This window comes from Mucilaginibacter sp. GW821-FHT07G05 (assembly GCF_059418565.1).
In genome coordinates, this window is record NZ_JBWKQC010000001.1 from 617,180 (window position 1) to 640,676 (window position 23,497).

Here is a 23,497-nt window from a genome sequence, read left to right on the forward strand (position 1 = left end):
TTTCACCCCTCTGTTATGCAGGTATAAAATCTGTAGTAATATTTTCCGGTTTAAATATAATACAAACATTCAACCCATTTTTTGTAGTTAATTTTAAGTCGCCCTCCAGCTGCACAGCCAGGCCCTGCATCAAACTCATACCCAGCGAGCTGCTTTGCTCCGGGTCGAAATCTGTAGGTAAGCCTTTGCCGTTATCGGCTATGTTTAATTCATAACGCCCGTCGGCACACTGTTTTAAAGTAATAGTTATTTTTCCTTTTTGCCCGGGAGCAAAAGCGTATTTCATGGCGTTACTGATGGATTCGTTCATGATGAGACCCAGCGGCACGGCCTGCGCCACATCAATAGTTAACGGCGCTATATCCAAAGTGTAGGTAACCCGTTTTTCAGTATCAAAGCATTCCTGCAAGTAATCTACCAGCTCATGAATATAAACCGACATATCTATAGCCGCTAAATTTTCACTCTGATACAGCTTTTGATGGATAAGAGATATAGCATGCATACGGTGCTGACTGTTGCGTATGGCAAACAAGGCGTCTTCATTATCCAGATACGCGCTTTGCGTATTTAACAGGCTGATCACAATTTGCAGGTTGTTTTTAACCCGGTGATGGATCTCCTTTATCAACCATTCTTTCTCGTTCAAAAGCTTGCGCAGCAATTCATTCTGATTATTGATCTCTGTTTGTTTTACCGTAAGTAATTTATTGCTTCGATTTTTTATGTTGTAACGGCTATATACCAACCCCAGAAATATCATCAGGATCACCAATCCGGCTATTACAACTTTACGGATAACCGTTTCATTATCTATGCGGTTTTGCTGTAGCTGCCCGCGCTGTTTCAGCACCAGTATATCCTGGTCTTTATTATCAAGATCTGCCTGGTATTGTAAACGGGCTATTTCCTTCTTTTGGTCGATGCTTTTCAGGGAGTCGCTCACCGTTTTGTATTCCTGGTAATGTTGCAATGCCGAAAGTAGCTTCCCGGTGGCCGAATCTGTTCTGGCCCAGTTCAATTCATTTAACGCGATAGTGGTTAAGTTGTGCCGCACGCGGGCAAGGCTATCGTTAACCTTTAAATAAGGATATGACCTGGCAAATTGCCTGTTTAAGAAATAGTAACGTATAATGGGCTGATTTACAAAAGGGGCGTATCCAAATTCCTTCCCAAAATCTTTGTAATAATACAGCAACGAATCGACATACCGTTTGGCATTGGGCATCTGATTCATATCCATATATATGGTTGCAAATAAGGATAGCGCTGTAATATTGAGTCTGGTATTACCATTTGGCGGGTATCTTTTAACCACATCAATCAGCGTAGCTAACGATTGCTGTGGCTTGTGAATCCCCATTAATAAGATGATCTGGTTAAATTTAATTTGCTGAATGGCATCCGTTTCGTTGTATCGTAAGGCCACTTTTAAAGCTTCCTGGTAATAATGATAAGCATGGTCGCTTTTTTTGAGGCCATTATAGGTAATGGCCAAACGATTATAAATGGTGCATAATTGCATGCTCGAATCCTGCACCTGTTTTGCTGTTTTAACCGCCAGCAAACCATATTTTAAAGCCAGTACATCATTACCTGTTCGCGCGTATAAATACCCCAGCAAATCGTACACACCCTGTATCTCTTTATAATGGATAGATTGATAGATGCTCAAAGCACGCTCCAGCAATTTTACCGCTTTAGGGTTATCGGCCTGCAAATGATAATAATCGCCCAGGGTTTTCAGGGCATTGGCTTCTTCCTGCTTGTAGCCTCCTTTTTGAAACAGCGGCAGGGCCTTTTCTGTATATTTTATGCGTTCTGCAAGGTCGCTTTCCTCAATACCGTAAAAATCGCAAAACGCTAAATAGGCATCGGCTGTTTCTTTTAATAAATGGTGTTGTGTGGCAAAGGCTAATGCGTTTTTGGTTAATGCCATTGCTTTATCTTTTTCGCCTTTTTCGCGATAAACCTGGCTTTCCAGCAAAATACTTTTACCAATACCTGCATTATATTTCAGAGTTGAACTTAAGCGCCTCGCCTGCGCATTTAAAAACAGGGCGCTATCAAGATCGTTTTTGGTTTCGCCGGGTTTGTTGAGGTAATACCTGCCATAATCAATAAGCGCGTTAGCCCTTGATGTATCTTGCTTACCAGCATCAAGTACCTTGCGGATAGATTTTACCGATGCAACCGACTGCGCATAGCTGTAACCAACAGCAATAATGCACAATATGAAAAGTAAATAAACCCGTAGTTGCATGGTATGGAAATGTTGTGGTATATGCCTGATAAGGATTGTGGTTGCTATTAATTATTGATACCTATTGCCAATTAAAATGCCATTTATTAACTAATTGATAATAAGATTTTTATATACAATCGAGCATTTTAAAAACTTATGATATATCGTCAATTTGCGACAGTGATTTTATGATTAATAACAAAGGCCTCCAAAACGAAGGCCCCTGTTATGTTTTTATTGATTGCGATAGCTAATTAATTTACGGCTGCGCTTTTATTGGTGGTAATATAGCAAATGATAATACCTATACCGGGCAGTACAATAACGCTTAGGCCAAAGCTTTTGGCCATTAGCGCACCTGCCAGGCAACCCAGCAAAAAGCCTCCTATGGTAATACTTTGTTTTTTAAGGCTTTCTAACGATACCAAATCTTTAAAAGCCGAACCAATGGCGTTACCAAGATCAAGCGATGCCTGGGTTACGTTACCGGTCATCATGGTAGTGGGGCCAAAGGTTTCTTTGGCGTACAGTTTACCAAAGGCATTTTGCAGCCCCATGGCAAATACTACCATCATCACTACAATGTATGTTTCCCAAATAAGGCCGGGCACACGAATAAATACAACTGAAATGATACCGCTCACTACCAGCAGTAAACCCTCAATCAGCAATATTTTGTAACGATTTACAGATCTCGCCGCTATTGCCCCGCCAATGATTACCGACACGATGAATACCGGGAAGGTGAGCAGCTTTATCCAGGCCTGTGTATCGCTGCCTTTTAAAATTTGATAGGCAAATATGATAAAGTTACCGGTTACGTGTGCCGAGAATATAGAACCCGCCGATACAAATGTTACGGTATCGCAATAGCCTGCTACCGCGGATAGCATTAAGGTGATGAACCAGATGTTCTTTTGATTTTCCATAGTCGTTATCTTAAATGCGAGCGTAGCATCCAGGCCATTTTTTCGTGAGTTTCCATTAGCCCGGTTACGTAATCGCTTGTACCGAGGTCTTTAAAATCATTAGCGAAAATATTGATGTTCTCACGCAGTTTGATAATTAAGCTTTCGTGGTCGTTAAGCAGCTCGATGATAAAGCCTACGCCATCGTTCTTCTCGTGAAGTATTTCAGAAAAGTGAGTAAGCGCAAGAAAAGCTTTTAAGGTTGCCGGCGCGTAATGCCCTAACGATCTGATGCGTTCTGCCACGCTATCCATAATTTCGTCCAGTTGCTCGTATTGCGCTTCAAAAAACAAATGCTTGCTATGAAAATCAGCGCCTTCAACGTTCCAGTGCGCGTTACGGGTTTTGGTGTACAGAACGTATTCGTCTGCCAGTATCTTGTTTAAAGCATGTGCTACATTGCTTAGGTTGTCTGCTGTTATTCCAATTTTTGGTTCCATGTTGATTTATTGTTATTGGTTTATGAAGTGGGTAAATAAATAATGATCTGCCGATATGGTGCCGGGGCCTGTTAGCAATAACAGTAAAAAGCATACTGTATAAATATAAGGCACATCGCGTATGGCAATAGGGTCGTTACGGTGAACAATGAAATAGCCTATGGCGGTAACGCCCAATGTGGGCAAAATAGCCACTCTTGTTGCCAGCCCAAGTATTACAAAAACAGGCACAACGGTATCTGATAGTGTTGCTACCATATTATTCAACTTTTGGGGGAGATGTAGTGGGTTTGGCACGTTTTCGGGTTCCCCGCCATCGCCCCTGAATTTTTTCATACCATGTACCCTGAACAATTCGATAGCCAGTAAGATCCTGAAGCCGAATAAAGCCCAGTTATTAACGGCATTGCCCGCATCGGTATAAAGTATGGTGGTAATTAGATCTTTCATAAATATAATAAATTAAAATGCAAAGCACGAGCAGCCCAGGGTGCCCCAAAATGCTGTGTAATTATCTACCGGAATATTGCTTAAACGCGCCGCGTTATGGTTGTGCGCGTGTACATTACAGCTACCTATACACTGGTGAACGGCATTGGCTATCTGCGCCTGTGTTAAGGCATCATTATGCTTGCGTGCTATGGCTTTGGCTTGTTTTGATTGCGCGTTAACCAGGTGGTTACTCCCCGGGTAGTAGCCGTTATATATCGCTGTGGGCGACCAATCGGGTAGTATTGGCACGGGTGGGGGAGAGAACGACGAAAAATCGCCCCTGGCATACACTATCTTCCCGCCAACTATGGTAAGATCAGCCTCTATGGATTTGATCTCTTCTTCCTGAACCTTAAAGTAGTCTTTGTTCAGCACCGTTATATCGGCCAGCTGACCAACCTTGATACTGCCTTTTTTATGTTGTTCATTAGAAAACCATGAGCTGCCTCGGGTATATAGTTCAAGTGCCGTTTCGCGCGATAGCCTATGCTGCTCATCGTAAATTTGCAAACCGCCTACCGTTTTACCCGATGATAGCCAGTACAAGGCCAGCCATGGGTTATAACTGGATACACGTGTAGCATCGGTACCGCCGCCAACGGGTATGTCCATTTCCAGCATTTTTTTAACAGGAGGAGTTTGTTGTGTGGCGGTAGCGCCATAACGGTCTGCAAAGTGTTCTCCCTGAAAAGCCATCCTGTCCTGTATGGCAATGCCGCCACCCAGTGCTTTCACGCGCTCCATATTCTTTTCGTCGATGGTTTCGGCATGATCGAATATCCAGGGCAGCCCGTTGAAAGGCATATCGCGGTTCACTTTTTCAAATACATCTAAAAAGCGGGTGATGCTTTCGTTATAAGTAGCATGCATCCTGAACGGCCAGCGGTTTTCTACCAGATGCCTTATAACCCGTTCCAGCTCTGCCTCCATATTTTCATGCAGATCGGGGCGTGGCTGTATAAAATCTTCAAAATCAGCTGCCGAGAATACCAGCATTTCACCCGCGCCATTGTGGCGGTACATATCATCGCCCTGGTAAAGTTTTACTGTTTTGGTCCAATTGTCAAAATCTTCCAGTTCATGCTTAGGATGCTGTGTAAACAGGTTGTACGCTATGCGAACGGTTAGCTCACCATTGTTATTCAGTTCTTCAACAACCTTGTAATCATCCGGGAAATTCTGGGCACCGCCTCCTGCATCTATTACACTGGTAATACCAAAGCGGTTCATCTCCGTCATGTAATGCCTGGTGGAGTTTAACTGGTGTTCGTATGATAGTTTAGGCCCTTTGCCTAAAGTAGCATACAAGATCATCGCGCTGGGTGTAGCCATGATCATACCTGTAGGTTCGCCGTTAGCGTCCTTCTCTATCATTCCACCCGGAGGCGCAGGTGTATCTTTAGTGTAACCTACCGCCTTTAAAGCCGCGCGATTTAAAAAAGCGCGATCATATAGGTGCATAATAAAAACCGGCGTATCGGGCGATAACGCGTTAATTTCGGCCAGGGTGGGCATGCGGCGTTCGGCAAACTGAAACTCGTTCCATCCACCAATCACCCTTACCCATTGCGGGTTAGGGGTGCGGTCAACCTGTTCTTTCAACATCCGCAGTGCATCGGCTAATGAAGGTACACCATCCCAGCGCAGTTCCAAATTGTAGTTTAGTCCGCCACGTATCAGGTGGGTATGCGAGTCGTTTATTCCGGGTATCACGGTTTTCTTTTTCAGGTCGATAAGTCTGGTTTCCGCTGAAGCCATTTGCATGATCTCCTGATCGGTACCTACCGCGATAAACTTACCATCGGCTATGGCTACAGCCGTGGCCGATGGGTTTTCTTTATCCACCGTGTGTATCTTACCATTATATAAAATTGTTTCTGCTTTCATAGTGTGTAGGGTTAGGCTTCAACTATTTGTTAAGTATTGCAATGGTTTCGGTAAGGGCTTTGCCCGATGCGGTATAAAATGCCGGACCTGCCAGCAGCGTAATTTTGGTAAGCGGCTTAAGGCTGGTCATCTTTTTGCCTTTCAAAAAAAGCTCGGTATTGTAAGCATCGAAAGCCCCCTTAAGTACATTTCCTGCTACCAATTCGGTAGGTGAATCAAGGCCGCCATCTTTTAAATCGCTGGCGTGCGCATAGCTGGTTACGCCTAAACGCAGCGCCTCGCGCATACCTATACGGCCAACATTGGTCATTACATCAGGCGTGAATTTTGTACGATCGCCTAAGCCTATGATCAGTAAATGCTGCGCCGGGATCATGCCTTTTGGTGGCGTTAGTAAAATGGTTTCCAAGGCATGGCCTGCAAATTTTCCACTTTTTCTTAACTCGGTTATCAGGCCGTTCAATTGGTGGTCAACATGTACCATACCGTTTAAAGCAGCCGGCAATGCAGGCGGCGAGTTAAAGATATCGCCCTCGGTGTATTCAAATACGCATACCACCTGTAAAGGCGTGGCCTCGTTTGAGGGGCTTTGTACTTTCGCTTCCACAGCTACGCCGCTTACTTTACCTAAAATGGAACTGGTACCCACTGCAGGTAATTGATCCTGAGCTTGCAATACCCGCGGCCCCATGGCGATGAACAATACCATGATTAACCTGCTGATATATCCTATTGCTGTTTGGTGCTTTTTCATATTTGGGTTTTTAGTGTTTAAAATTTATATGCTATTTGTGTGTTAAAAAAAATAGAGTTTGAAGTGCTGCCAACAATGTCGTTGATAAAGCCCCCGGTTTTAAAGTACTGTCCGCCGCAACTGATGCTAAGGTGCGCGTTGTACCTGTAGTCGGCGCTTAAGAGGTAGGTAGTGCCTATATATCGTTTGACCGATGATGAGCCGGCCGTGTTGAAATTACCGCTCGGCCGGTAAATACCATCGCTTAATGAATAGCGCCAGTTGTATACTATATCGGCCTGCACGCTAAGCTGATCAGATAGGGTTAGCACACCATAAGGGTGCAGATCGATCAGGTTTGATGGCCCTATGAGCGGATTAAATCCGAAGTAGCCTCCTTTAGGATAAAGCGGATTAAAGGTTTGTAACCTGCCATCCCCGGCTTTACTATCGCCGGATATATAATCGTTACGCAGGTTGATAGAGGGTTTAAACTTTACGTGCTCAAACATGTAGCCTATATCTATGGCGGTTGTCCACGCACTTATGTCTCCCTGCCCGAATTTGCCAAACTGGTAAGCCGCTTCGAGGTTGTAAATAAAGCCGCCGCCATATTTCCAGTAACGGGTAGCTATAGTGTGGCGCAGTTCTTTATTAACGCCTTCTTCAAATTCGGCATCGTCCCGGCGGATACCTAAATAGTAAAAATCAAAATTGCCTCCCTTGGCTATATTTAAGCTGGCATACGAACCCCACAGGTTAGCCTGATGGCTTGGCTCGTTATCAAATACACCGCGATTCACCTTATCGGCCATCATTACAAAACCATCAATACTGAAGTTTTTGGCAGCGTACATTACCTTACCGCCTGTAAAATACTGGCGTGCCGTGGTACCTTCACGTACCGATATCAACCTGCCCGAGCCGTAATTCAGCTCTTGCCTGCCCAGTCTTATCACAAGGCTTTTTCCTTTATTTTGCCAGGCTTTAAAATCGGCAAACAGGTTCTGTACTTCCAGCGCGTCCTCATCAACAGGCGAGGGACCATACTTACTGCCGTTTTCGAGCGCGCTGTTTAATTGTGCGAAAAAGCGCAGCCTGTCGCCCGTATGCAGGTCGGCATATAAAATATAGCGTTGAAAATGCGAATGGTTATATCCTTCGTTCTTTATCCAGCTTTCGTTTTCTTTACCCGCATATTCATAGCGCACCTCGCCGCCAAAGGTGAGGTATGTTTTATTATTGGCGCTAAGGGGTAAAAACTTCAGGCGGTTATAAAAATTACGGCTCGAATCTTTCAAGTTGCTGTAATCTTCATCATACCGCATAAGTTTGATGGATTGTGCCTGAAGTTTCTGCCCGCACAGGCAGCATAACAGCAGCAGTGCGGACAGAAAATATCGCTGATTTTTCATTATACAGGTAGCTGGCAAATTAATGCGACACCATTTTATGCGCGTAATGGATACCTAAGCCGTAAGAGCCGCCGTATTTTTTCATCAGATTGGTAACCGGTACATAAGTTTCCTGGCGTGCCCAGTCGCGTTGCAGCTCAAGCAGGTATTGTATTGATGTAATTGGTTTTGCACCCGCCTGTATCATACGCTGAATGGCCATTTCATGAGCTTCAACACTTACATCGCCGCAGGCATCGGCCACAAAATAAATATCGTAACCTTCGGCAATGGCCGATAGTGCAGGGCCAACAATACATACGCCTGTCCACAAACCGGCCAGTACAATTTTCTTTTTGTTTAAGCCGGTAATGGCTTTATAAGCCGCTTCGTCTTCCCAGGTATTCATTGAGGTGCGGTCAATATATCCCGATGTGGCACGTGGGTAAACCTCTTCAATTTCCGGGAATACGGGGCCGCTGAAAGTATCTTCGGCTACAGTAGTTACAATGGTAGCAACATTAAAAATTTTAGAAGCGCCGGTAATAACCGCTGTATTAGTGCGCAGTTCCGTCATGGTGATGCTTTTAGTAGCAAATGACATTTGTCCTTCAAAATCAATTAAAACCAAGGCATGGTTTGTTGGCGTTAATAAGTCTGGTGATGGTTTCATAATTTATTTGTTTTGCCATCCTATATCCCATTAAAGTGCCATTAATTAATTATTTGATAATCAATTATTTGAATAATTTTGTGCGGATTTTATATTAATGATATAACGTTAATTTACGAGCAGGTAACCAATATTATCTACAGTTAACGGATTATCGTAAAAAAGAAAGCCTCTGTGAAGAGGCCTGTAATTTTTTGCTTGTATACCGGGTAATGCAGTACCATTACCTTTTAATATGGAGCTTTTTTATTTTAGAATTAAGGGTAGTGGCAGGTATACCCAATAGTTCGGCAGCGCCCCCTTCGCCGGATATTTTACCGTTGCATTTGCGCAGCACGGCTAATATATGTTCGCGCTCGTTTTCGGCAATTGTTTTTACAGCGGATGTCTCATTGGGTTCTTCATCAATTACCGGCAAACTGATGTCCAGGTAATTCTCGTCTATAATAGTGCCATTGCAAAGCAAAACGCTGCGCTCCATCAAATGCTCCAATTCCCTGACGTTACCGGGCCAGTCGTAGACCATTAAGCCATTCATAATAGCTTTAGATACACCTTTTATAGGCTTACGCATCTTTTTGGCGTGCTTATCTACAAAGTGATTTACCAGCAGAGGGATATCTTCTTTACGTTCCTTTAAGCCGGGCACAGTTATCGGGAATACATTCAAACGGTAATACAGGTCAACCCGGAAACGTCCCAGGGCTATCTCTTTTTCGAGGTTACGGTTGGTGGCGGCAATAATCCTTAGATTAACGGGAATAGCGCCGGTGCCGCCAATTCTTTCTATTTCCTTTTCCTGCAATACCCTCAATAGTTTCGATTGCAGCTCAAAAGGCATTTCGCCTATCTCATCTAAAAAGATGGTACTGCCGCTGGCCTCTTCAAATTTACCTATGCGCCTTTCGTTCGCGCCGGTAAAGGAGCCTTTTTCATGGCCAAATAAAATAGACTCTATCAGTTCGGCAGGTAAGGCAGCGCAGTTAACAGTGATCATGGGTTGCCCGCGTCTTGGCGAAAGCTTGTGCAGGTTAATGGCTACCAGCTCTTTTCCGGTGCCGCTTTCGCCGGTTATCAATACCGAGGTATCGGTGGGTGCTACAATTTTAATTTGGTCTAACACCTTTAACAGGGCGGTACTACTGCCCACAATCCCAGCAAATTGCAGATCGCTATCAGGTTTGTATAGAAGGGGCGAAGATCTTTGATAGCTTTTAGCCTGTACAGCATCCGACATTCCCGGTGCTATTAGACCAGTCAGATTAGTTTTCAGTGTATTTTGAAGATGCATCAGCAGGTTTAAATGATATTGCTTGTATATATCTTTTATCTTGCTGTAAAAAGAAAACACTAACTGTTCGCCATTTGCCAAGCTAATACATTTTACAATATTGGCCTTAAACGAAAAGGTTTGGGCAATACTCCGCTTAAGTGCCGATATTTTTAAGATGTCGTCAAAATCATCACCCACATAAACGCCGTCTTTTATGGTTTCGGATACAACGATGGGCATGCTCCGGTATTCATCGGGTGTTAAACCCGATAACTTCAGAAATTCGGGCTGGGATAGTACCTGGTACTCATCAAAGCGGGTTCGGGATATGGTTAGTTCGCTATACTTATCCATGTCTTTGGTTAGCCCTATTATCGCCACATAATCAAAAGGAATATAAGGTTGAAAGGCGCTTACTATGCGCATCAGTTTTTGTTCCCAGCTGATATTGTCACCTGCTATATCTTTAATTACGCTTTGCAGGTATAGCTCTCCACTCGATTTAAGATCGATACTATGCCGGTAACGATACCGTGCAATATCTATGCTTAAAAGTACATCATTATTGCGGTAGGGTTTTACCAAAAAGCCATAAGGCTGTGTCACCTTGGCCGCTTCCATCACCTTTTCGTTTGAGTTGGCCGATATATAAATGAATGGAATCCCCTGCAAGGTAAGCTGATTAGCCAGATCAATCCCGGTGAGTTTGCCTTTCAAAAAAATATCAAGCAGTACAATATCTGTTTTACGTACCGATAAAATATCGAGCGCCTGCTTTACCGATGCCGCAATACCATTAACCTGGTAACCGGCTTTTTCGAGTATCTGTTGCAGATCATGCGCTACAATAAATTCATCCTCAACAATTAAAATACTTTCTTTCATTATTAAATCAATGTATCATCGGAGTTGGTAAATATGGGATCTGCGATGAAATCCATATAAACACTTACGCCGTTATCATTTTTGATGTTGATCTCTCCGCCTAATTGTGTACTGAGACCTTTCATGAGAATATGCCCCAGCGAGTTGCTTGCATCAATGTCAAACCCATCGGGCAGGCCAATGCCATTATCTTTTATAATGAGGGTGTATTGCGTTTCATTGCGCCGTATCAACTGTATTTGTACAAGTCCTGTTTTTTGCACAGGGAAGGCGTGCTTGAAAATATTAGTAACTACTTCGTTGATAAACAAGCCCAGCGAAACGGTTTGCCCTGCATCCAGCTCAGCCTCGTCAATTTTTAATTCAAAGTGTACCCGCTGGCCAATGTTGAAACTTTCGCGCAGGTAGGCTATTACTTCGTAGATGTAGGTCTTAACGTCTATACGTCCCACATTATCGTTCTGATATAGCTTTTGATGAACCAGCGAAATAGATTTCACCCGGTGCTGGCTCTCCCTTATGGCTTTTATGGCCATTTCATCATCCAGGTAGTTGCTTTGCGAATTAAGCAGACTCATGGTGAGCTGCAAATTGTTCTTTACCCGGTGATGGATCTCTTTCAGCAGAAACTCCTTTTCGCCTATCAGTTTGTTCTTTTCACCGATAATGGTTCCCAGTTCTTCGTTGGCGGTACGTATTTCTTCCTTCTGTTCTTCCAGTTCGGCATTAGCTTTTTGTTTGATACGATACCTGCTGAAAAGGAGCGAGATGAGCAATAACAATACGATACAGCCCGCTATAATTATATTCTTTATCAGCCTGTCGTGCTGTAAAGCCCTATCCTGTAAAATAGCCTTGTCGCGTAATAGCTGGTTATCTTTATCCTTGCCCGCCACATCAAACCTTACCTGTAATTCTTCGGCCAGTGTCAGTTTCTCTTTGGTGAATATGGAGTCATTCAGTCTATTGTAGTCTTGCAGATGAGCAATAGCGGCCGATAAATTTCCGGCTGCCGAATCAACCTTAAAGTGGAACATGCTCACATCGCGAAGGCGCGAAACCGACAAGCCTTCATTATTATACTTCGCAATCTTTTTTAAGTAAAAAGCTGCTTTGCTATAGTTTTTTTGATTGATGTAAAACCCGGTGATCTTAATAAAAGCACCATAGTAGTCATCACCGTTACCTATTATATCGGCGTACTGAGTGTAGTATTTTTCGGCCTTTGCATACTGCTTCAATGCCACGTAACAATCTGCGGTAGCAAAAGCAAGCGCTATCTTATCATGTATATCGGTTGGCGGGTTGAGTTTATGTACCAGCATTATTTTATCAAGCGCTTCTGATGTTTTGTTAAGCTTAATAAGCTGATCGGTAAGCTGCTCCAATACGTGGTACAACAAGGGGCCGGGGTAACGCATCAAAATATCAAGCGATTTATCAAGATAATAAGCGCTTTTACTGGTATTCCCTACATCCTGGTAAGCCTCGCCAAGCCGCCAGTAAAACGTTTGCAACACCACGGTGTCTTTAGTTTCTTCGGCACTTTCAACCGCGGTTATGGCGTAATAAAGCGCCTTATCAATGGTGCCACGGCGGCGGTTTAGTGCCGATAGCAGATCATAAGTAAAGCAAAGCTTTTTATACCCAATGGCCTTATACATTTTTAAAACCTGATTAAGTTCTTTCTCTGCCAGGTCAAATTTGTTCAGGTTGAGGTGCGCGTCGGCTATATCTTTAAGTGTGTTGATCTCTTCTTCTTTATTATTAGCCTGGCGGTAAAGTAATTGTGCCTTTAGTAAAAGAGGTAGTTTGCTGGTATTTTCAATTGTTCTTGAAGCCAATTGTTTCCAGAGATAGGCCTCAAAACTTTTATCGCCCAGTTGGCGGGTAATTTCAATGGCTTTCAGATAATAACTTTTTCCCTTTTCATACTCATCATTCCCGAGGTAAACCAAGCCCAAATGTTGAATTACTTCGGCCTTTTGCCGCAGTAAATTATGCTCATTGGCAATAATTTCGGCTTGTTTCAGGTAATAAACAGCGCTATCTACATCTGCTTTAAAGCTACCCGGTTTTGATTCGATATTACTGGCCAGCGCCGACAGCAATTTTAACTTAACGGTATCTTGCTGCGGTTTATTAAGTAATGCAAGCAGTTTGCTGTTCGGAAAATCCCATAGCTGGTCCACGCGCATTTTATCAATATTTTGCGCTAATGCCCCGGTACAGCACAGGCAAACTATTGCTAAAAAGTAACTTATGCAGCAGCCCACATTTTTTATGATAATTAACAGTGCTTTCATGGGCATTATTTAAGTATATGCTCGCGTTTTATATTGAATTTTTTGATCTTGGAGTTCAGCGTAGTTGCCGGTATGCCCAGTAACTCGGCAGCGCCCCCTGCACCGGATATTTTGCCATTACAAAGCTTTAGTATGGCCCAGATATGGTCGCGCTCGTTATCATAAATGCTTTTAACCTGGGTGCCTGAAGTTGCTTGCGTTGCTGCCTCTTTAAAATCGACTTTAGGTAGATGTACCTCGCTTACCATATTGCCGTTGGCAAGCAAAACACTCCGTTCTATCAGGTGCTCCAGCTCGCGGATGTTACCGGGCCAGTTATAGCCCTGCAAACTTTTTAACACTCCATGAGATAAACCCTTTATCCGCTTACCGGCTTTTTTACTGTACCGTTCAATAAAGTGCTGTGCAAGCAACTCAATGTCCTCTTTACGTTCCCGCAATGGCGCAAGTGTTATCGGGAAAACATGGAGACGGTAATACAAGTCGCTGCGGAAATTGCCTGCCTGTACCTCTTTTAATAAATTACGGTTGGTGGCCGCTATAATGCGCACATTAGTTTTAATAATTCCTTTTCCGCCAATGCGTTCTATCTCTTTCTCCTGTAATGCCCTTAACAATTTAACCTGTAGCTCAAGCGATAGCTCACCAATTTCATCCAAAAATAAAGAACTGTTATTGGCCAGTTCAAACTTGCCGATGCGCCGTTCAGTAGCCCCGGTAAAGCTTCCCTTTTCGTGACCAAACAGTTCGCTTTCTATTAAATTGGGGGGTAGGGTAGCACAGTTAAGTTTTATCATTAAGTTATCCCTGCGTGGTGAACTGTTATGTATTTCCCTTGCAATCAATTCCTTACCTGTACCTGTTTCACCAAGTATCAAAACCGTACTATCTGAAAAAGCCACCTGGTTTACCAAATGGAATACCTTTTTCATAGCCGGGCTGGTGCCTATAATTTCGCCGTGATTGTAGCCGGTTTCAATTTGCTCGCGCAGGTAAAGCTTTTCGTCTTCTAACTGTTGCTTATAAGCGTTGATCTCCTGTAGCTGCTGTTCTATTTTTTCGTTAGCCTTGATATTGGTAACCGCTACCGATATTTGTAAACCTATATTGGTTAATATATTATAATATTCGTTTGATATAGCGTTAGGCTGTTTGGCATACAGGTAAAAGAACCCGATACATTCGCGGCGATCATAAATAGCAAAAGCGACTATTTCCTGTATGCCGAGGTTATACCAGAATGGGAGCCAATCCGGATATTTTTTCCGGCCGAGCACCTCTGTTACGTTTAACACAATGGGCGAGTTGGCGGCCATGATCAATTCGCAAAGCCCATCGTTAAGTGTATATTGTTTGGATGATTTGGGCGCAATACCGGGATTGCTTTGAAAGGCTTCGTTCTCGTTATATAAGTACGCGCTGTGCGTTTTCTTATCCTCGTTGATCAGGCAAAGTACAAAATTATCAAACGGGAATATGCTTTTCAAGTTCTTGTCTATCACCTCAAAAAGATCTGATTTTGAACGGGTAACGGCTATGGCATTACTTAACGACAATAAAACCGCCGTTTCTTTTTCTTTACGGATGATAGCCTCGTTTGCCAATATATTGGCTATAGCGGTTGAAAGCTGACCGGCCAAACCCTTAATGAGGTTATACTTATGGCCGTTGTATATATTCAATTGTTCGGCAAGCATATAAACCTGCCCTAAAATGGTATCACCCACACGTAAGGGAACAGCCACAAATTCTTTTATCCCGGTTTGTTTGTAAAACTGAGCGCATTCGGATACCGGGTTTTCGTTAACCAGCGCTTCAATATCAAATACGATAGGGTCGGCCGATGCATTTGTTTTTATAATATTATTTATAAATATAAGTCCCGAATCATATACTTCATTAAAATGAGGATGTAACCTGCGTGGGTCTTCACATATCGATAAAAAAGTGCTGTAGCTTTCGTTCTCGCGGTTGTATAACGTAATAATAATGTCGTTAAACCCGAACAGCTTTCGGAATGGAATATTAAGCACATCAACCAGGTCCTGCTTGTTGCGGATGGCGGCCATTTCGTGACTTATGGAAAGCAGAACGGCATTTTCTGTTTCTAATTGCCTGTGCCTGCTGAACTGCTCCGCACTTATGAAATCATCAGCTGAGATCATATTGCTTACCAAGCCTTTTTTAATAGTATTTGTACCGGGCCTTTCCATGCGTAAAAGTAAGCATATAATTTAGTAATGTCGCCAAATGTGGCTGTGTGTTTGACGATATTTAGTGAGATTGTGTTTTGCGACTGATTTATTTCTATTTGATAATTAGTATTTTATGTGATAATCATTATGTAGTAATGATGAATATCAGGATTGCTTACGTGACTTTATTTCGCTTACTAAAATCGCTGATTGACGATATTTAGTGAGTTACTAAATGCTATCTTTTTAGCTAATATGTTGGTGTTTAAACAATTGAATATTTTGGCATAAGCTTTGAATTCCGCCCGGAACAATACCCTACAAAATTTAATAAAAGCAGGCTTTATCTATACCTGTTACTTTGGCTATGTAATAGTTGATTATTGGTTTTAAAAGTGAATGGATGCTACTATGAACGACACAAGCAATTCTACTTATTTTCCCGGAAAAATATCTGATAGCTTTAATATGCATGATCTGTCGGAATACATGCAACCGGGTAACGGCAGCAATGATAGTATCCAACTTTTGGCATTGTTTGAGGTGATATTTAATAAGTTAAATCAACTATATAATATTGATTGTGCCGCTTTAATATTATATAATGACGAATTGAGCCATATTCGTATCGCTTATATCACAGAGGCGGACCACGAGAGCGGTGGGTTAAATACAAAAATTATTACCGATGTGCCAAGTTTGGACGCCATTGCCGGGGAAATTGCCATTTTTCAATTCCCGATGCTTAGAACAAGGCAGGAATGGGAGCAGGAGTTTCAAATTAACCATTGTTTACTCAACAATAATTCCGATTATAATTTCCATTGCTATATACCGCTCGAAAATAATAACCGCATATTAGGCACCCTCGAGCTACACAACAATAAAAAAGGCTTAAGTGCCGATGGCTTGAACTTTTGCAGTTCAATTGCCGATCTGCTGGCCGATATTATAGCTCGCTTAACAAAAACAATTGCAAATGTTTCTGTCAATGTTTCATCAACAAATCCGGATACCGACCAGAAACAATATTTTCAAACACTCGTATCTTTTAGTAATGCCATTGCCGGTATAAAGCATCAGAGTGATCTTATCGGGGTAGTAACTGAGCAGTTTAGTTTGCATCATTTACTGAATAGTGCGCTTGTTGCCACTATCAATCCTGATGGTGAAACATACTGTATACTGATACCTGATAATATTTCCGCAAAATCAATTACAGAACAATACCTTATTGAAAACAGCTTATTCGCCAACGTAACGTTGGCTACCGAACCAATTGTTTTTCAGTTAGAAAACCTTATTGATACCGCTTATGCGCAATACTGGCAAAAGATTAGTGCTGTGCAGATTATTGGCATTGCTTTAAAAAGCGGAACAGAATTAGTGGGTGTGCTTTATATCCCTGTAAAGGAAAAAGGAATGATCCCAACAAACCAATTAAACCTGATCAAAGCGATAGCATCACAATTGTCAGTTGGGTTAAGCAATGTGTTATACGCGGAAAAAATTCGTGAGCAATCGGCAGAGATAAAGGATTGCAGGCAGCAGTTGGATAAAGAGATACCATATCTTCCGGAAGATACACAAACCGACCATCACTACGCTGAAATTATAGGCCAGGGCAGTGAAATGCAACGAGTATTTAGCCTGTTAACCCAGGTTTCGGGTACAGATTCTACCGTTTTGATATTGGGCGAAACCGGTACCGGCAAGGAGCTGATCGCCCGGGCTATACATAACGATTCGGACAGGCGTAATAAAACTATGATTAAGGTGAACTGCGCGGCAATACCAGCCAATCTGATTGAGTCGGAATTGTTTGGGCATGAAAAGGGAAGCTTCACAGGGGCTACCGAACGCCGTATCGGTAAATTCGAGCTGGCCAATAACAGCACCCTGTTTCTCGATGAAATTGGTGAACTTTCATTAGATCTGCAAGTTAAGCTGCTCCGCGTTTTGCAGGAGAAGGAATTTGAACGGGTAGGGGGCTCTGCTACTATAAAGACGGATGTAAGACTTATTTCGGCCACTAACCGTAGTTTACTGGAAGAGGTGGAGGCAGGCAGATTCAGGCGCGATCTGTTTTATCGCTTAAATGTTTTCCCTATCAACTTACCTGCCCTACGCCAGCGCAAAGGGGATATACCGCCATTAGCCATTCATTTTTTGAATAAATACGTACAAAAGGCAGGCAGAAAGATCACCGGCTTCTCTCAAAAGGCCCTTAACGACCTGAAAGAATACCACTGGCCCGGCAATGTAAGGGAATTGGAGCACCTGATTGAAAGGCATGTGCTATTAACAAAAGGTACGCTGATCAAAGAGATCACGATGCCTGTGTCCGATAAAAAGATCATCAGTCCTAACAACGAATTGCTAAAGGTAAAAACCATTGACGAAAACGAACGCGATCATATTTTTATGGTACTGCAAAGCTGCAAAGGAAAAGTATCAGGTCCGTTTGGTGCGGCCAAACTTTTAGGAGTTCCCGCAACCACGCTAAATTCCAAAATAAAGCGGCTTGGCTTAACCAAAAAGCATCTGTATTGAGTAGATTAATATCGATCTGCAAGCTATGATTTACTTGCAGATCGATTTGGTGGTAATTAGTCTTTGGCTACTTCAATAAACTTGCCGGTACTGTCAAATAGTAAATCTTTGCCGGCTACTTCTGCTTCGTAATTTACTTCACCGCCTGTTTTGGTGATTTTGGCTGCTTCTTTAATGCTTTTGCCCTTGTAATTGTCTTTTACGTAAGCCAATACCGGTGCAGGCAAAGCCGATGTTTTTATCTCAACTTCCGATTCAAGCATTTTGCCATCGGCCGTAAATACTGCTGATGTTTCTTGTTTTTGACTTACGAAACCTGCTTCGTAATTGCCTTTTTCCATTTCCCATTTTACTTTGGTAACGGTAGGGTAGGTTTTCATAAAGGTTGCTTTTACAGGTGCCGGTACTTTTGAGGCCGGTACTGATTGCGCATTGGCTGCTGCATTAAAAGCTACTGCCACTATGGCAATGGCTAATGTTTTTCCGAATGTTTTCATAAATGATCTTTTTAGTAAACTTAACAGCCAATTTTGGATAAATCCTGTAGGTCAGCGAGTAAGCTTTTAAAAAATCACTCTGAAAGTGTGTTGCTCATCGGTAAAATCATATTGCAGTTTAAAGCCGCAATTTTCGCATACCTGTTTACAAAGCGCTAAGCCCAGTCCTGTACCCTCTGATTCGGCTGATTTTTGAAAGCGTTTTGATAGGAGCTCCATATCCAACGCGGAAGGTTTACCGGTATTACTGATGCCGGCATATGCCTGCGTAAGGGTAACATGCACATGGCCTTTACGATAGTTGTGCCTGATCGCGTTACCGATCAGGTTATTGAACAATACTTCTACCAAAAAACGGCTTGCTTTAATACTATGCTCTGTAAGGTCGGCTGTTACCGAGATCTCCAAGCCTGAAAAAAGTTCATCAAATTGGTGCAGTAAGCCATCAATAAGCTCCTTCAAATCGATCACCTGCTCATCGGCGATGAGCCTGTTTTCAATTTTGGTTAACAACAACATCGATTTATTGAGCCTGGTTAACCTGGTTACGGTATCGTAAAGATCTTTTAATAATACGCTTTGATTTTGGGTAAATTCATCAGTTTGCAGCAGCGAATCCAGCTTTGAATTAATGATAGCCACAGGGGTCATCATTTCGTGCGCCGCGTTTTCGGTAAATGTTTTTAACTGAATATAGTCATCTACCGCCCGTGCCGACATGGTGCTTACCGCTTTATTAAGATCATTAAACTCATCAATTTCAGATGCGGCATGATCAAGGATAGTTTGATTGCTCGGGCTAAACACTTTTAATTGGTTAAGCACAGTATAAAAAGGCTGCCAAAGCTTAGTAAGTATCATACGGTTAAATACCTGCAATACAACAAGTAAAACAATGATCACTCCTGCCGTAATCATGAAAATCACCCTGATCAAATCTTCTGTTTCAACAGTTGATTGAACAACACGGATCTGGTAGCGTTGATTATTTAAAACCACCGAACTGATTAGTCCCCGGGCAGGTTCCATCGCGTTTTCATCAGGGTCTTTGTATTGCGTATCTATAAAACGGCGCTTTACAGGTGTTTTTACCGGGGTAAGGTAAATAAACTGGTGATTGGAAGGATACACTACCGGCAACTCATGGTTCAGCTTAACATGCTCAAATATTTCTTGCTCTTCTACCTCCAGGTCACGGTCTACCTGGCTGGTAAGTATCCCGCTGATCACGTAATAATAAATAACGCCCAAAACAAGCATTACAACAACGGTGAGCATAGTAGTTGCGCGGTTATAGCGGGTAAAGAGTTTCATTATTGATCAATAAATTTATACCCTATGCCGTACGCGGCGCTGATGTAATCTTTACCGCCTGCCTCCGTCATTTTTTTACGCAGGTTTTTAATGTGCGAATAAATAAAATCGAAATTATCGGCAATATCAATTTCATCGCCCCAAAGATGCTCAGCGATAGCGTTTTTAGAAACCACTTTATTTTTATTGGCTAAAAAGTAAAGCAGCAGGTCGTACTCCTTACGGGTTAACTTAATAGCCTGTTTATTAACCTTTACCTCTTTAGAAAATATATCGATATTGATCTCATTAAAGATGAGCGAGTTGCTTCCGTCGAAGCTTTTACGGCGCACTATTGCCGCCACCCTTGCTTTTAACTCTGATAAATGAAAGGGCTTGGTAAGATAATCATCAGCCCCCAGATCGAGGCCATTCAAGCGGTCATCCAAGGAGTTTTTAGCGGAAATAATTAATACGCCATCTGCATGGCGCCCCTCCTTAAGGGCCTTTAATATTTCCAGTCCGCTGCCATCGGGCAGGGTAATATCCAGCACAATACAATCGTAACGGTACAGGTTTATTTTGGCTATCGCGGTATTATAATCAGAGGCCGATTCGCACACATTACCATCGCCGGTAAAGTACGATTCTATACTTTCCCGTAACCCTGCCTGATCTTCTATGATTAAAATTTTCACGGTTTTTTATCCAAACGTACCAGTTAATATTGTAGAAAAACTGGAGAATTAAAGACTAATTTACTACTTAAACTTTAATTACTACAAGATGAATAATGTGAATGCCCAATTCAATACTTACAGCCTCAATTGTGCGGAAACCTTGATACCAAAATTTTTAGGGTTTACATCAGGTGCCGGAGCATGATCACGGTAGGTGAGGCGATGAATAAAATCGACACGTAAAAATTTAAAGATATTTTCTACTCCGTAACCGGTTTCAATATATGGTTTACTACCAAGGCCGCTTAAAGATATACTCGGATTTTGGGAGATGTTGTAGCGGTTTGCACTTGAAAGATCGCCGTAAAGTAGGTTGGCGGTACCTACTAAACGCCATTTCAACTTAGCAATAAATGGAATTTCATTAAGCAATAAGCCTTCAAAATGCTGTGTATAACTTAAACTGGCGTATTTATCACTTGCAAATTCAAAAAAGTGCATCAGGTTAAATGCGTTCGGGTTGTACAAAGCAGTTTCGTTACCCAGGTGGTTTTCCAGTAGAGGGAACGGAACTGTAGATGGAATATATCCTGCGGAAAAAGAATACTTGCCACGCCCAAACCTACCGGTTTTTAAAGTTTGAATAACGTTAACACTAAATTTTTGATAATTAATATCGCTGCCTAAAAAGTTTTTAAAGCCAAGCGTATACCTGAATGTAAATACCGGCGCGGTGGCCTTGCTTTTTACGCTTAACGGCCTGTTCACTGTTTCAGAGATCAGTGGCTGCGAACCCGGCGACCATTTAGTTTCTAACTGCAATTCTGATACCACCATCTTTTGGCTTGCATTCGGGTTATTATCCTGAAATCGAAATGCAAACAGGGGATCTAACGACCAATTTGATAACGTCACCTTTTCAGTAAAACCTTTGAACAGATCACGGGAAATATAGGCTGTAATTAAATCCTGGTCAAAAGGCTTCCGCTTAGCTACCGGCCCAAAGCGTGTAAGCGCGGCAAACAGGTTATTGCGTTGATATAAATAACTATCGCTCAACAGGGCTACCTGGTTCAAATCGTGCGAATAACTGATACCGGCCTCGGTCCAGTGCTTCCGTGAAAGGATATAATCTACACTCGCCCCGAATTTTATTTCTTTATCCTTCATACCGTAAGCAACATAGCCGCCCAGTATCCATTTTTTATCAAAGCTCGAATTAGTGCGAAAACCTAAGCGAAAGCGCGGGCCTTCAACATTATTTACGCTGAAAGTATTGAGGAATGGGCCATAACTAATCTTCCCGGCGCGGTAGTACCCGTTGATGAGCAGATCGGCCACTATAAGATAATTTTTTACAGTGGGTAATGATTTAACCGTATCAATTAAATGATAAACCGATTTCTCCGCCGCGGTGATCGAATCGGGGCGGTTAGCATCCCAAAAGTGTTCATCAACCGCCTGGGCGTCATCGGCAACAGAAATACTTTCCTTAAAAAAATCACTCCCGTAAGTTTTGCCCGTAGCTATATCTGTGTTTGAGGTATAAAGTTTGGCCAAAAAGCCGGTGCTGTTTTTTGTCAGCTGATCAACCTCTACCAATATGCGTGTTTTATTAGGCAGTAAAGGGTCTTTGCCATTGCCGCCCATTTGCTGCTCTATTTTTATTTGGTTGATAAAGTTTAAATTGGAGGCAGGCTGAACTGTGGCTTTAATGCGGTATAACGCGTAAGTATCTTTCACCACCCATATAGTACCGGTAAAGGCTAAATCCTGCGGGCGTTTGGGCTTAAAGGAGATCTGGAAACATTTCACATCGCCAACCATGGCATCCCTGTTGTCCAGTTCATAATCGTACCAGCCTTTCCAGCTGTCGGTAATGGGCGAAACAAAATCTTTACCGGCCGCGCTCACAAAGTTTTTATAAAAATTATATTGCTGAAAGGTACTGCCGGTAAGTTGTGCCAGCAAGGTACCATCTTCAAAGCCTATGCCTTTGGTGCGGGTATGTATTATATCCTCTTTTTTAGCCTCCGGCGATTTGCGGTAATAATAATTGGAAATGGTTTCTGATAAGAACAGTGGCAACACTGGTACGTGATCAGCATCAGTAACATTCAGGCTATCAGCCAGGCTTAAGGCCTGGCCAATAAACTTTTTACGGAGCAGTTTGTCACTCAAATGGCTCGCGTCAAGTTCAATCCTGTTATAACTTTTGTATTGATATGATTGTAAATTGGCCGGATCATTAGTTGCTTTATGTTTTACTATTTCCCTTAAAATTGCCCATGCCGGGTTAATATATCCCTTGGGGCCAACTTTCACTTCCTGCAAGGTTTGTGCAGAAGGTTGAAGCCGGATAGTTAAATTTTGAGTGGCCTTATCACTTACATAAACCGACTTTTCGCGGTAGCCAACGCAACTAATAGTAACAGAATCTTTTGTGCGGGTAAAAGTTAAGTGAAATGAACCATCAAAATCGCTGCGTGTGCCTGTGGTAGTGCCCTTAACCGAAATGGTAGCGTATGATACAGGCTCAAAAGTTGCCGCGTCGACAATTTTACCTGAGAGGGCTATTTTTTGCGACCAGGCATTAGTTGCACCGATGAAGAAAAGAGTAGATATAATTAATAACCTTAACAGGTATCTCATAAAATTCAAATGTTGATGAACGACAACAAGTTCGTTGCAGATTCTGGATACATTCTGGTGAATGTCTGCTCTTTTCTGGTAGAAAGAATGTCGTTAAATAAAGCTTAGCCTTAAAAATACTATCTTTTTGCGTGTGTAGCGCTACAATTATGATTTTTATTGCCTGCTGAAAAAAATAATGACAGAAGTAAATATTGTTTCATTAATTGATGTATCCCCGTAAGTCGGCAAGTTTTGAAAAGCCTGTTCATATTACCCTGTTAAACGGTTTATGTAACAAAAAGGTAACATCAAACTAAAATTCAGCATAAATCCAGAATTGGCCGCTAAT

At 42.4% G+C, this 23,497-nt stretch carries 16 protein-coding genes; 1 reads left to right on the forward strand and 15 read right to left on the reverse strand.

The features are described from left to right. Positions 1-13: 13 nt before the first annotated feature. The 11 genes from AC07NA_RS02450 to AC07NA_RS02500 form a co-directional block, all read right to left on the reverse strand. Complete coding sequence (locus AC07NA_RS02450) at positions 14-2,263, reverse strand: tetratricopeptide repeat-containing sensor histidine kinase (RefSeq protein WP_494895384.1); 2,250 nt, start codon at positions 2,261-2,263, stop codon at positions 14-16. A 236-nt stretch (positions 2,264-2,499) separates the two neighbouring features. After that, entirely contained in the window at positions 2,500-3,174 is a 675-nt protein-coding gene (locus tag AC07NA_RS02455; RefSeq protein WP_494895386.1) for a YoaK family protein, read from the reverse strand. Positions 3,175-3,179: 5 nt separating this feature from the next. Then, the gene (locus tag AC07NA_RS02460; protein ID WP_494895388.1) at positions 3,180-3,653 is read right to left on the reverse strand and encodes a Dps family protein; all 474 of its coding nucleotides are present in this window, start codon (positions 3,651-3,653) and stop codon (positions 3,180-3,182) included. A gap of 12 nt (positions 3,654-3,665) precedes the next feature. Continuing rightward, on the reverse strand, positions 3,666-4,103 hold the full coding sequence (locus tag AC07NA_RS02465; protein ID WP_494895390.1) for a DoxX family protein: 438 nt from the start codon (positions 4,101-4,103) through the stop codon (positions 3,666-3,668). Positions 4,104-4,115: 12 nt separating this feature from the next. Next, on the reverse strand, positions 4,116-6,032 hold the full coding sequence (locus AC07NA_RS02470) for an amidohydrolase (RefSeq protein WP_494895392.1): 1,917 nt from the start codon (positions 6,030-6,032) through the stop codon (positions 4,116-4,118). Positions 6,033-6,054: 22 nt separating this feature from the next. Further along, positions 6,055-6,786 (reverse strand): M17 family peptidase N-terminal domain-containing protein, encoded by a 732-nt coding sequence (locus AC07NA_RS02475; RefSeq protein ID WP_494895393.1) that lies wholly within the window; start codon positions 6,784-6,786, stop codon positions 6,055-6,057. 17 nt (positions 6,787-6,803) lie between these two features. After that, entirely contained in the window at positions 6,804-8,180 is a 1,377-nt protein-coding gene (locus tag AC07NA_RS02480) for an alginate export family protein (protein ID WP_494895394.1), read from the reverse strand. 19 nt (positions 8,181-8,199) lie between these two features. Continuing rightward, positions 8,200-8,832 carry a hydrolase gene (locus tag AC07NA_RS02485; protein ID WP_494895396.1) on the reverse strand — a complete coding sequence of 211 codons (633 nt, stop codon included), beginning with the start codon at positions 8,830-8,832 and terminating at the stop codon, positions 8,200-8,202. Positions 8,833-9,055: 223 nt separating this feature from the next. After that, the gene (locus AC07NA_RS02490) at positions 9,056-10,990 is read right to left on the reverse strand and encodes a sigma 54-interacting transcriptional regulator (protein ID WP_494895398.1); all 1,935 of its coding nucleotides are present in this window, start codon (positions 10,988-10,990) and stop codon (positions 9,056-9,058) included. 2 nt (positions 10,991-10,992) lie between these two features. Continuing rightward, positions 10,993-13,296, reverse strand: coding sequence for a tetratricopeptide repeat-containing sensor histidine kinase (locus tag AC07NA_RS02495; protein WP_494895400.1), 2,304 nt, complete (start codon positions 13,294-13,296; stop codon positions 10,993-10,995). Between the two features lie 5 nt (positions 13,297-13,301). Next, a complete protein-coding gene (locus AC07NA_RS02500) occupies positions 13,302-15,461 on the reverse strand; it encodes a sigma-54 interaction domain-containing protein (protein ID WP_494895401.1) in 2,160 nt (719 codons plus the stop codon). 441 nt (positions 15,462-15,902) lie between these two features. Here AC07NA_RS02500 and AC07NA_RS02505 point away from each other — a divergent pair, with 441 nt between their 5' ends. After that, positions 15,903-18,044 carry a sigma-54-dependent Fis family transcriptional regulator gene (locus AC07NA_RS02505; protein ID WP_494895402.1) on the forward strand — a complete coding sequence of 714 codons (2,142 nt, stop codon included), beginning with the start codon at positions 15,903-15,905 and terminating at the stop codon, positions 18,042-18,044. 56 nt (positions 18,045-18,100) lie between these two features. Here AC07NA_RS02505 and AC07NA_RS02510 read toward each other — a convergent pair whose 3' ends face one another. The 4 genes from AC07NA_RS02510 to AC07NA_RS02525 all read right to left on the reverse strand — a co-directional run bounded on the left by AC07NA_RS02510 (position 18,101) and on the right by AC07NA_RS02525 (position 23,166). Further along, positions 18,101-18,541, reverse strand: coding sequence for a PepSY-like domain-containing protein (locus AC07NA_RS02510; protein ID WP_494895403.1), 441 nt, complete (start codon positions 18,539-18,541; stop codon positions 18,101-18,103). A gap of 66 nt (positions 18,542-18,607) precedes the next feature. Then, positions 18,608-19,855 (reverse strand): sensor histidine kinase, encoded by a 1,248-nt coding sequence (locus AC07NA_RS02515; protein WP_494895404.1) that lies wholly within the window; start codon positions 19,853-19,855, stop codon positions 18,608-18,610. Further along, positions 19,855-20,532 (reverse strand): response regulator transcription factor, encoded by a 678-nt coding sequence (locus AC07NA_RS02520; protein WP_494895406.1) that lies wholly within the window; start codon positions 20,530-20,532, stop codon positions 19,855-19,857. Before AC07NA_RS02520 ends, AC07NA_RS02515 begins: the two co-directional genes overlap by 1 nt. A 117-nt stretch (positions 20,533-20,649) precedes the next feature. Continuing rightward, positions 20,650-23,166, reverse strand: a complete 2,517-nt coding sequence (locus AC07NA_RS02525; protein ID WP_494895408.1) for a DUF5686 and carboxypeptidase-like regulatory domain-containing protein — start codon at positions 23,164-23,166, stop codon at positions 20,650-20,652. Positions 23,167-23,497 lie beyond the last annotated feature (331 nt).

Excerpts from the sequence above, each read along its gene's own strand:
- AC07NA_RS02490 (WP_494895398.1), bottom strand. The coding sequence starts at position 10,990 with ATGAAAGAAAGTATTTTAATTGTTGAGGATGAATTTATTGTAGCGCAT.
- AC07NA_RS02505 (WP_494895402.1), top strand. The coding sequence starts at position 15,903 with ATGAACGACACAAGCAATTCTACTTATTTTCCCGGAAAAATATCTGAT.
- AC07NA_RS02510 (WP_494895403.1), bottom strand. The coding sequence starts at position 18,541 with ATGAAAACATTCGGAAAAACATTAGCCATTGCCATAGTGGCAGTAGCT.
- AC07NA_RS02495 (WP_494895400.1), bottom strand. The coding sequence starts at position 13,296 with ATGAAAGCACTGTTAATTATCATAAAAAATGTGGGCTGCTGCATAAGT.
- AC07NA_RS02450 (WP_494895384.1), bottom strand. The coding sequence starts at position 2,263 with ATGCAACTACGGGTTTATTTACTTTTCATATTGTGCATTATTGCTGTT.
- AC07NA_RS02500 (WP_494895401.1), bottom strand. The coding sequence starts at position 15,461 with ATGATCTCAGCTGATGATTTCATAAGTGCGGAGCAGTTCAGCAGGCAC.
- AC07NA_RS02515 (WP_494895404.1), bottom strand. The coding sequence starts at position 19,855 with ATGAAACTCTTTACCCGCTATAACCGCGCAACTACTATGCTCACCGTT.
- AC07NA_RS02480 (WP_494895394.1), bottom strand. The coding sequence starts at position 8,180 with ATGAAAAATCAGCGATATTTTCTGTCCGCACTGCTGCTGTTATGCTGC.
- AC07NA_RS02470 (WP_494895392.1), bottom strand. The coding sequence starts at position 6,032 with ATGAAAGCAGAAACAATTTTATATAATGGTAAGATACACACGGTGGAT.
- AC07NA_RS02460 (WP_494895388.1), bottom strand. The coding sequence starts at position 3,653 with ATGGAACCAAAAATTGGAATAACAGCAGACAACCTAAGCAATGTAGCA.
- AC07NA_RS02465 (WP_494895390.1), bottom strand. The coding sequence starts at position 4,103 with ATGAAAGATCTAATTACCACCATACTTTATACCGATGCGGGCAATGCC.
- AC07NA_RS02455 (WP_494895386.1), bottom strand. The coding sequence starts at position 3,174 with ATGGAAAATCAAAAGAACATCTGGTTCATCACCTTAATGCTATCCGCG.
- AC07NA_RS02485 (WP_494895396.1), bottom strand. The coding sequence starts at position 8,832 with ATGAAACCATCACCAGACTTATTAACGCCAACAAACCATGCCTTGGTT.
- AC07NA_RS02475 (WP_494895393.1), bottom strand. The coding sequence starts at position 6,786 with ATGAAAAAGCACCAAACAGCAATAGGATATATCAGCAGGTTAATCATG.
- AC07NA_RS02525 (WP_494895408.1), bottom strand. The coding sequence starts at position 23,166 with ATGAGATACCTGTTAAGGTTATTAATTATATCTACTCTTTTCTTCATC.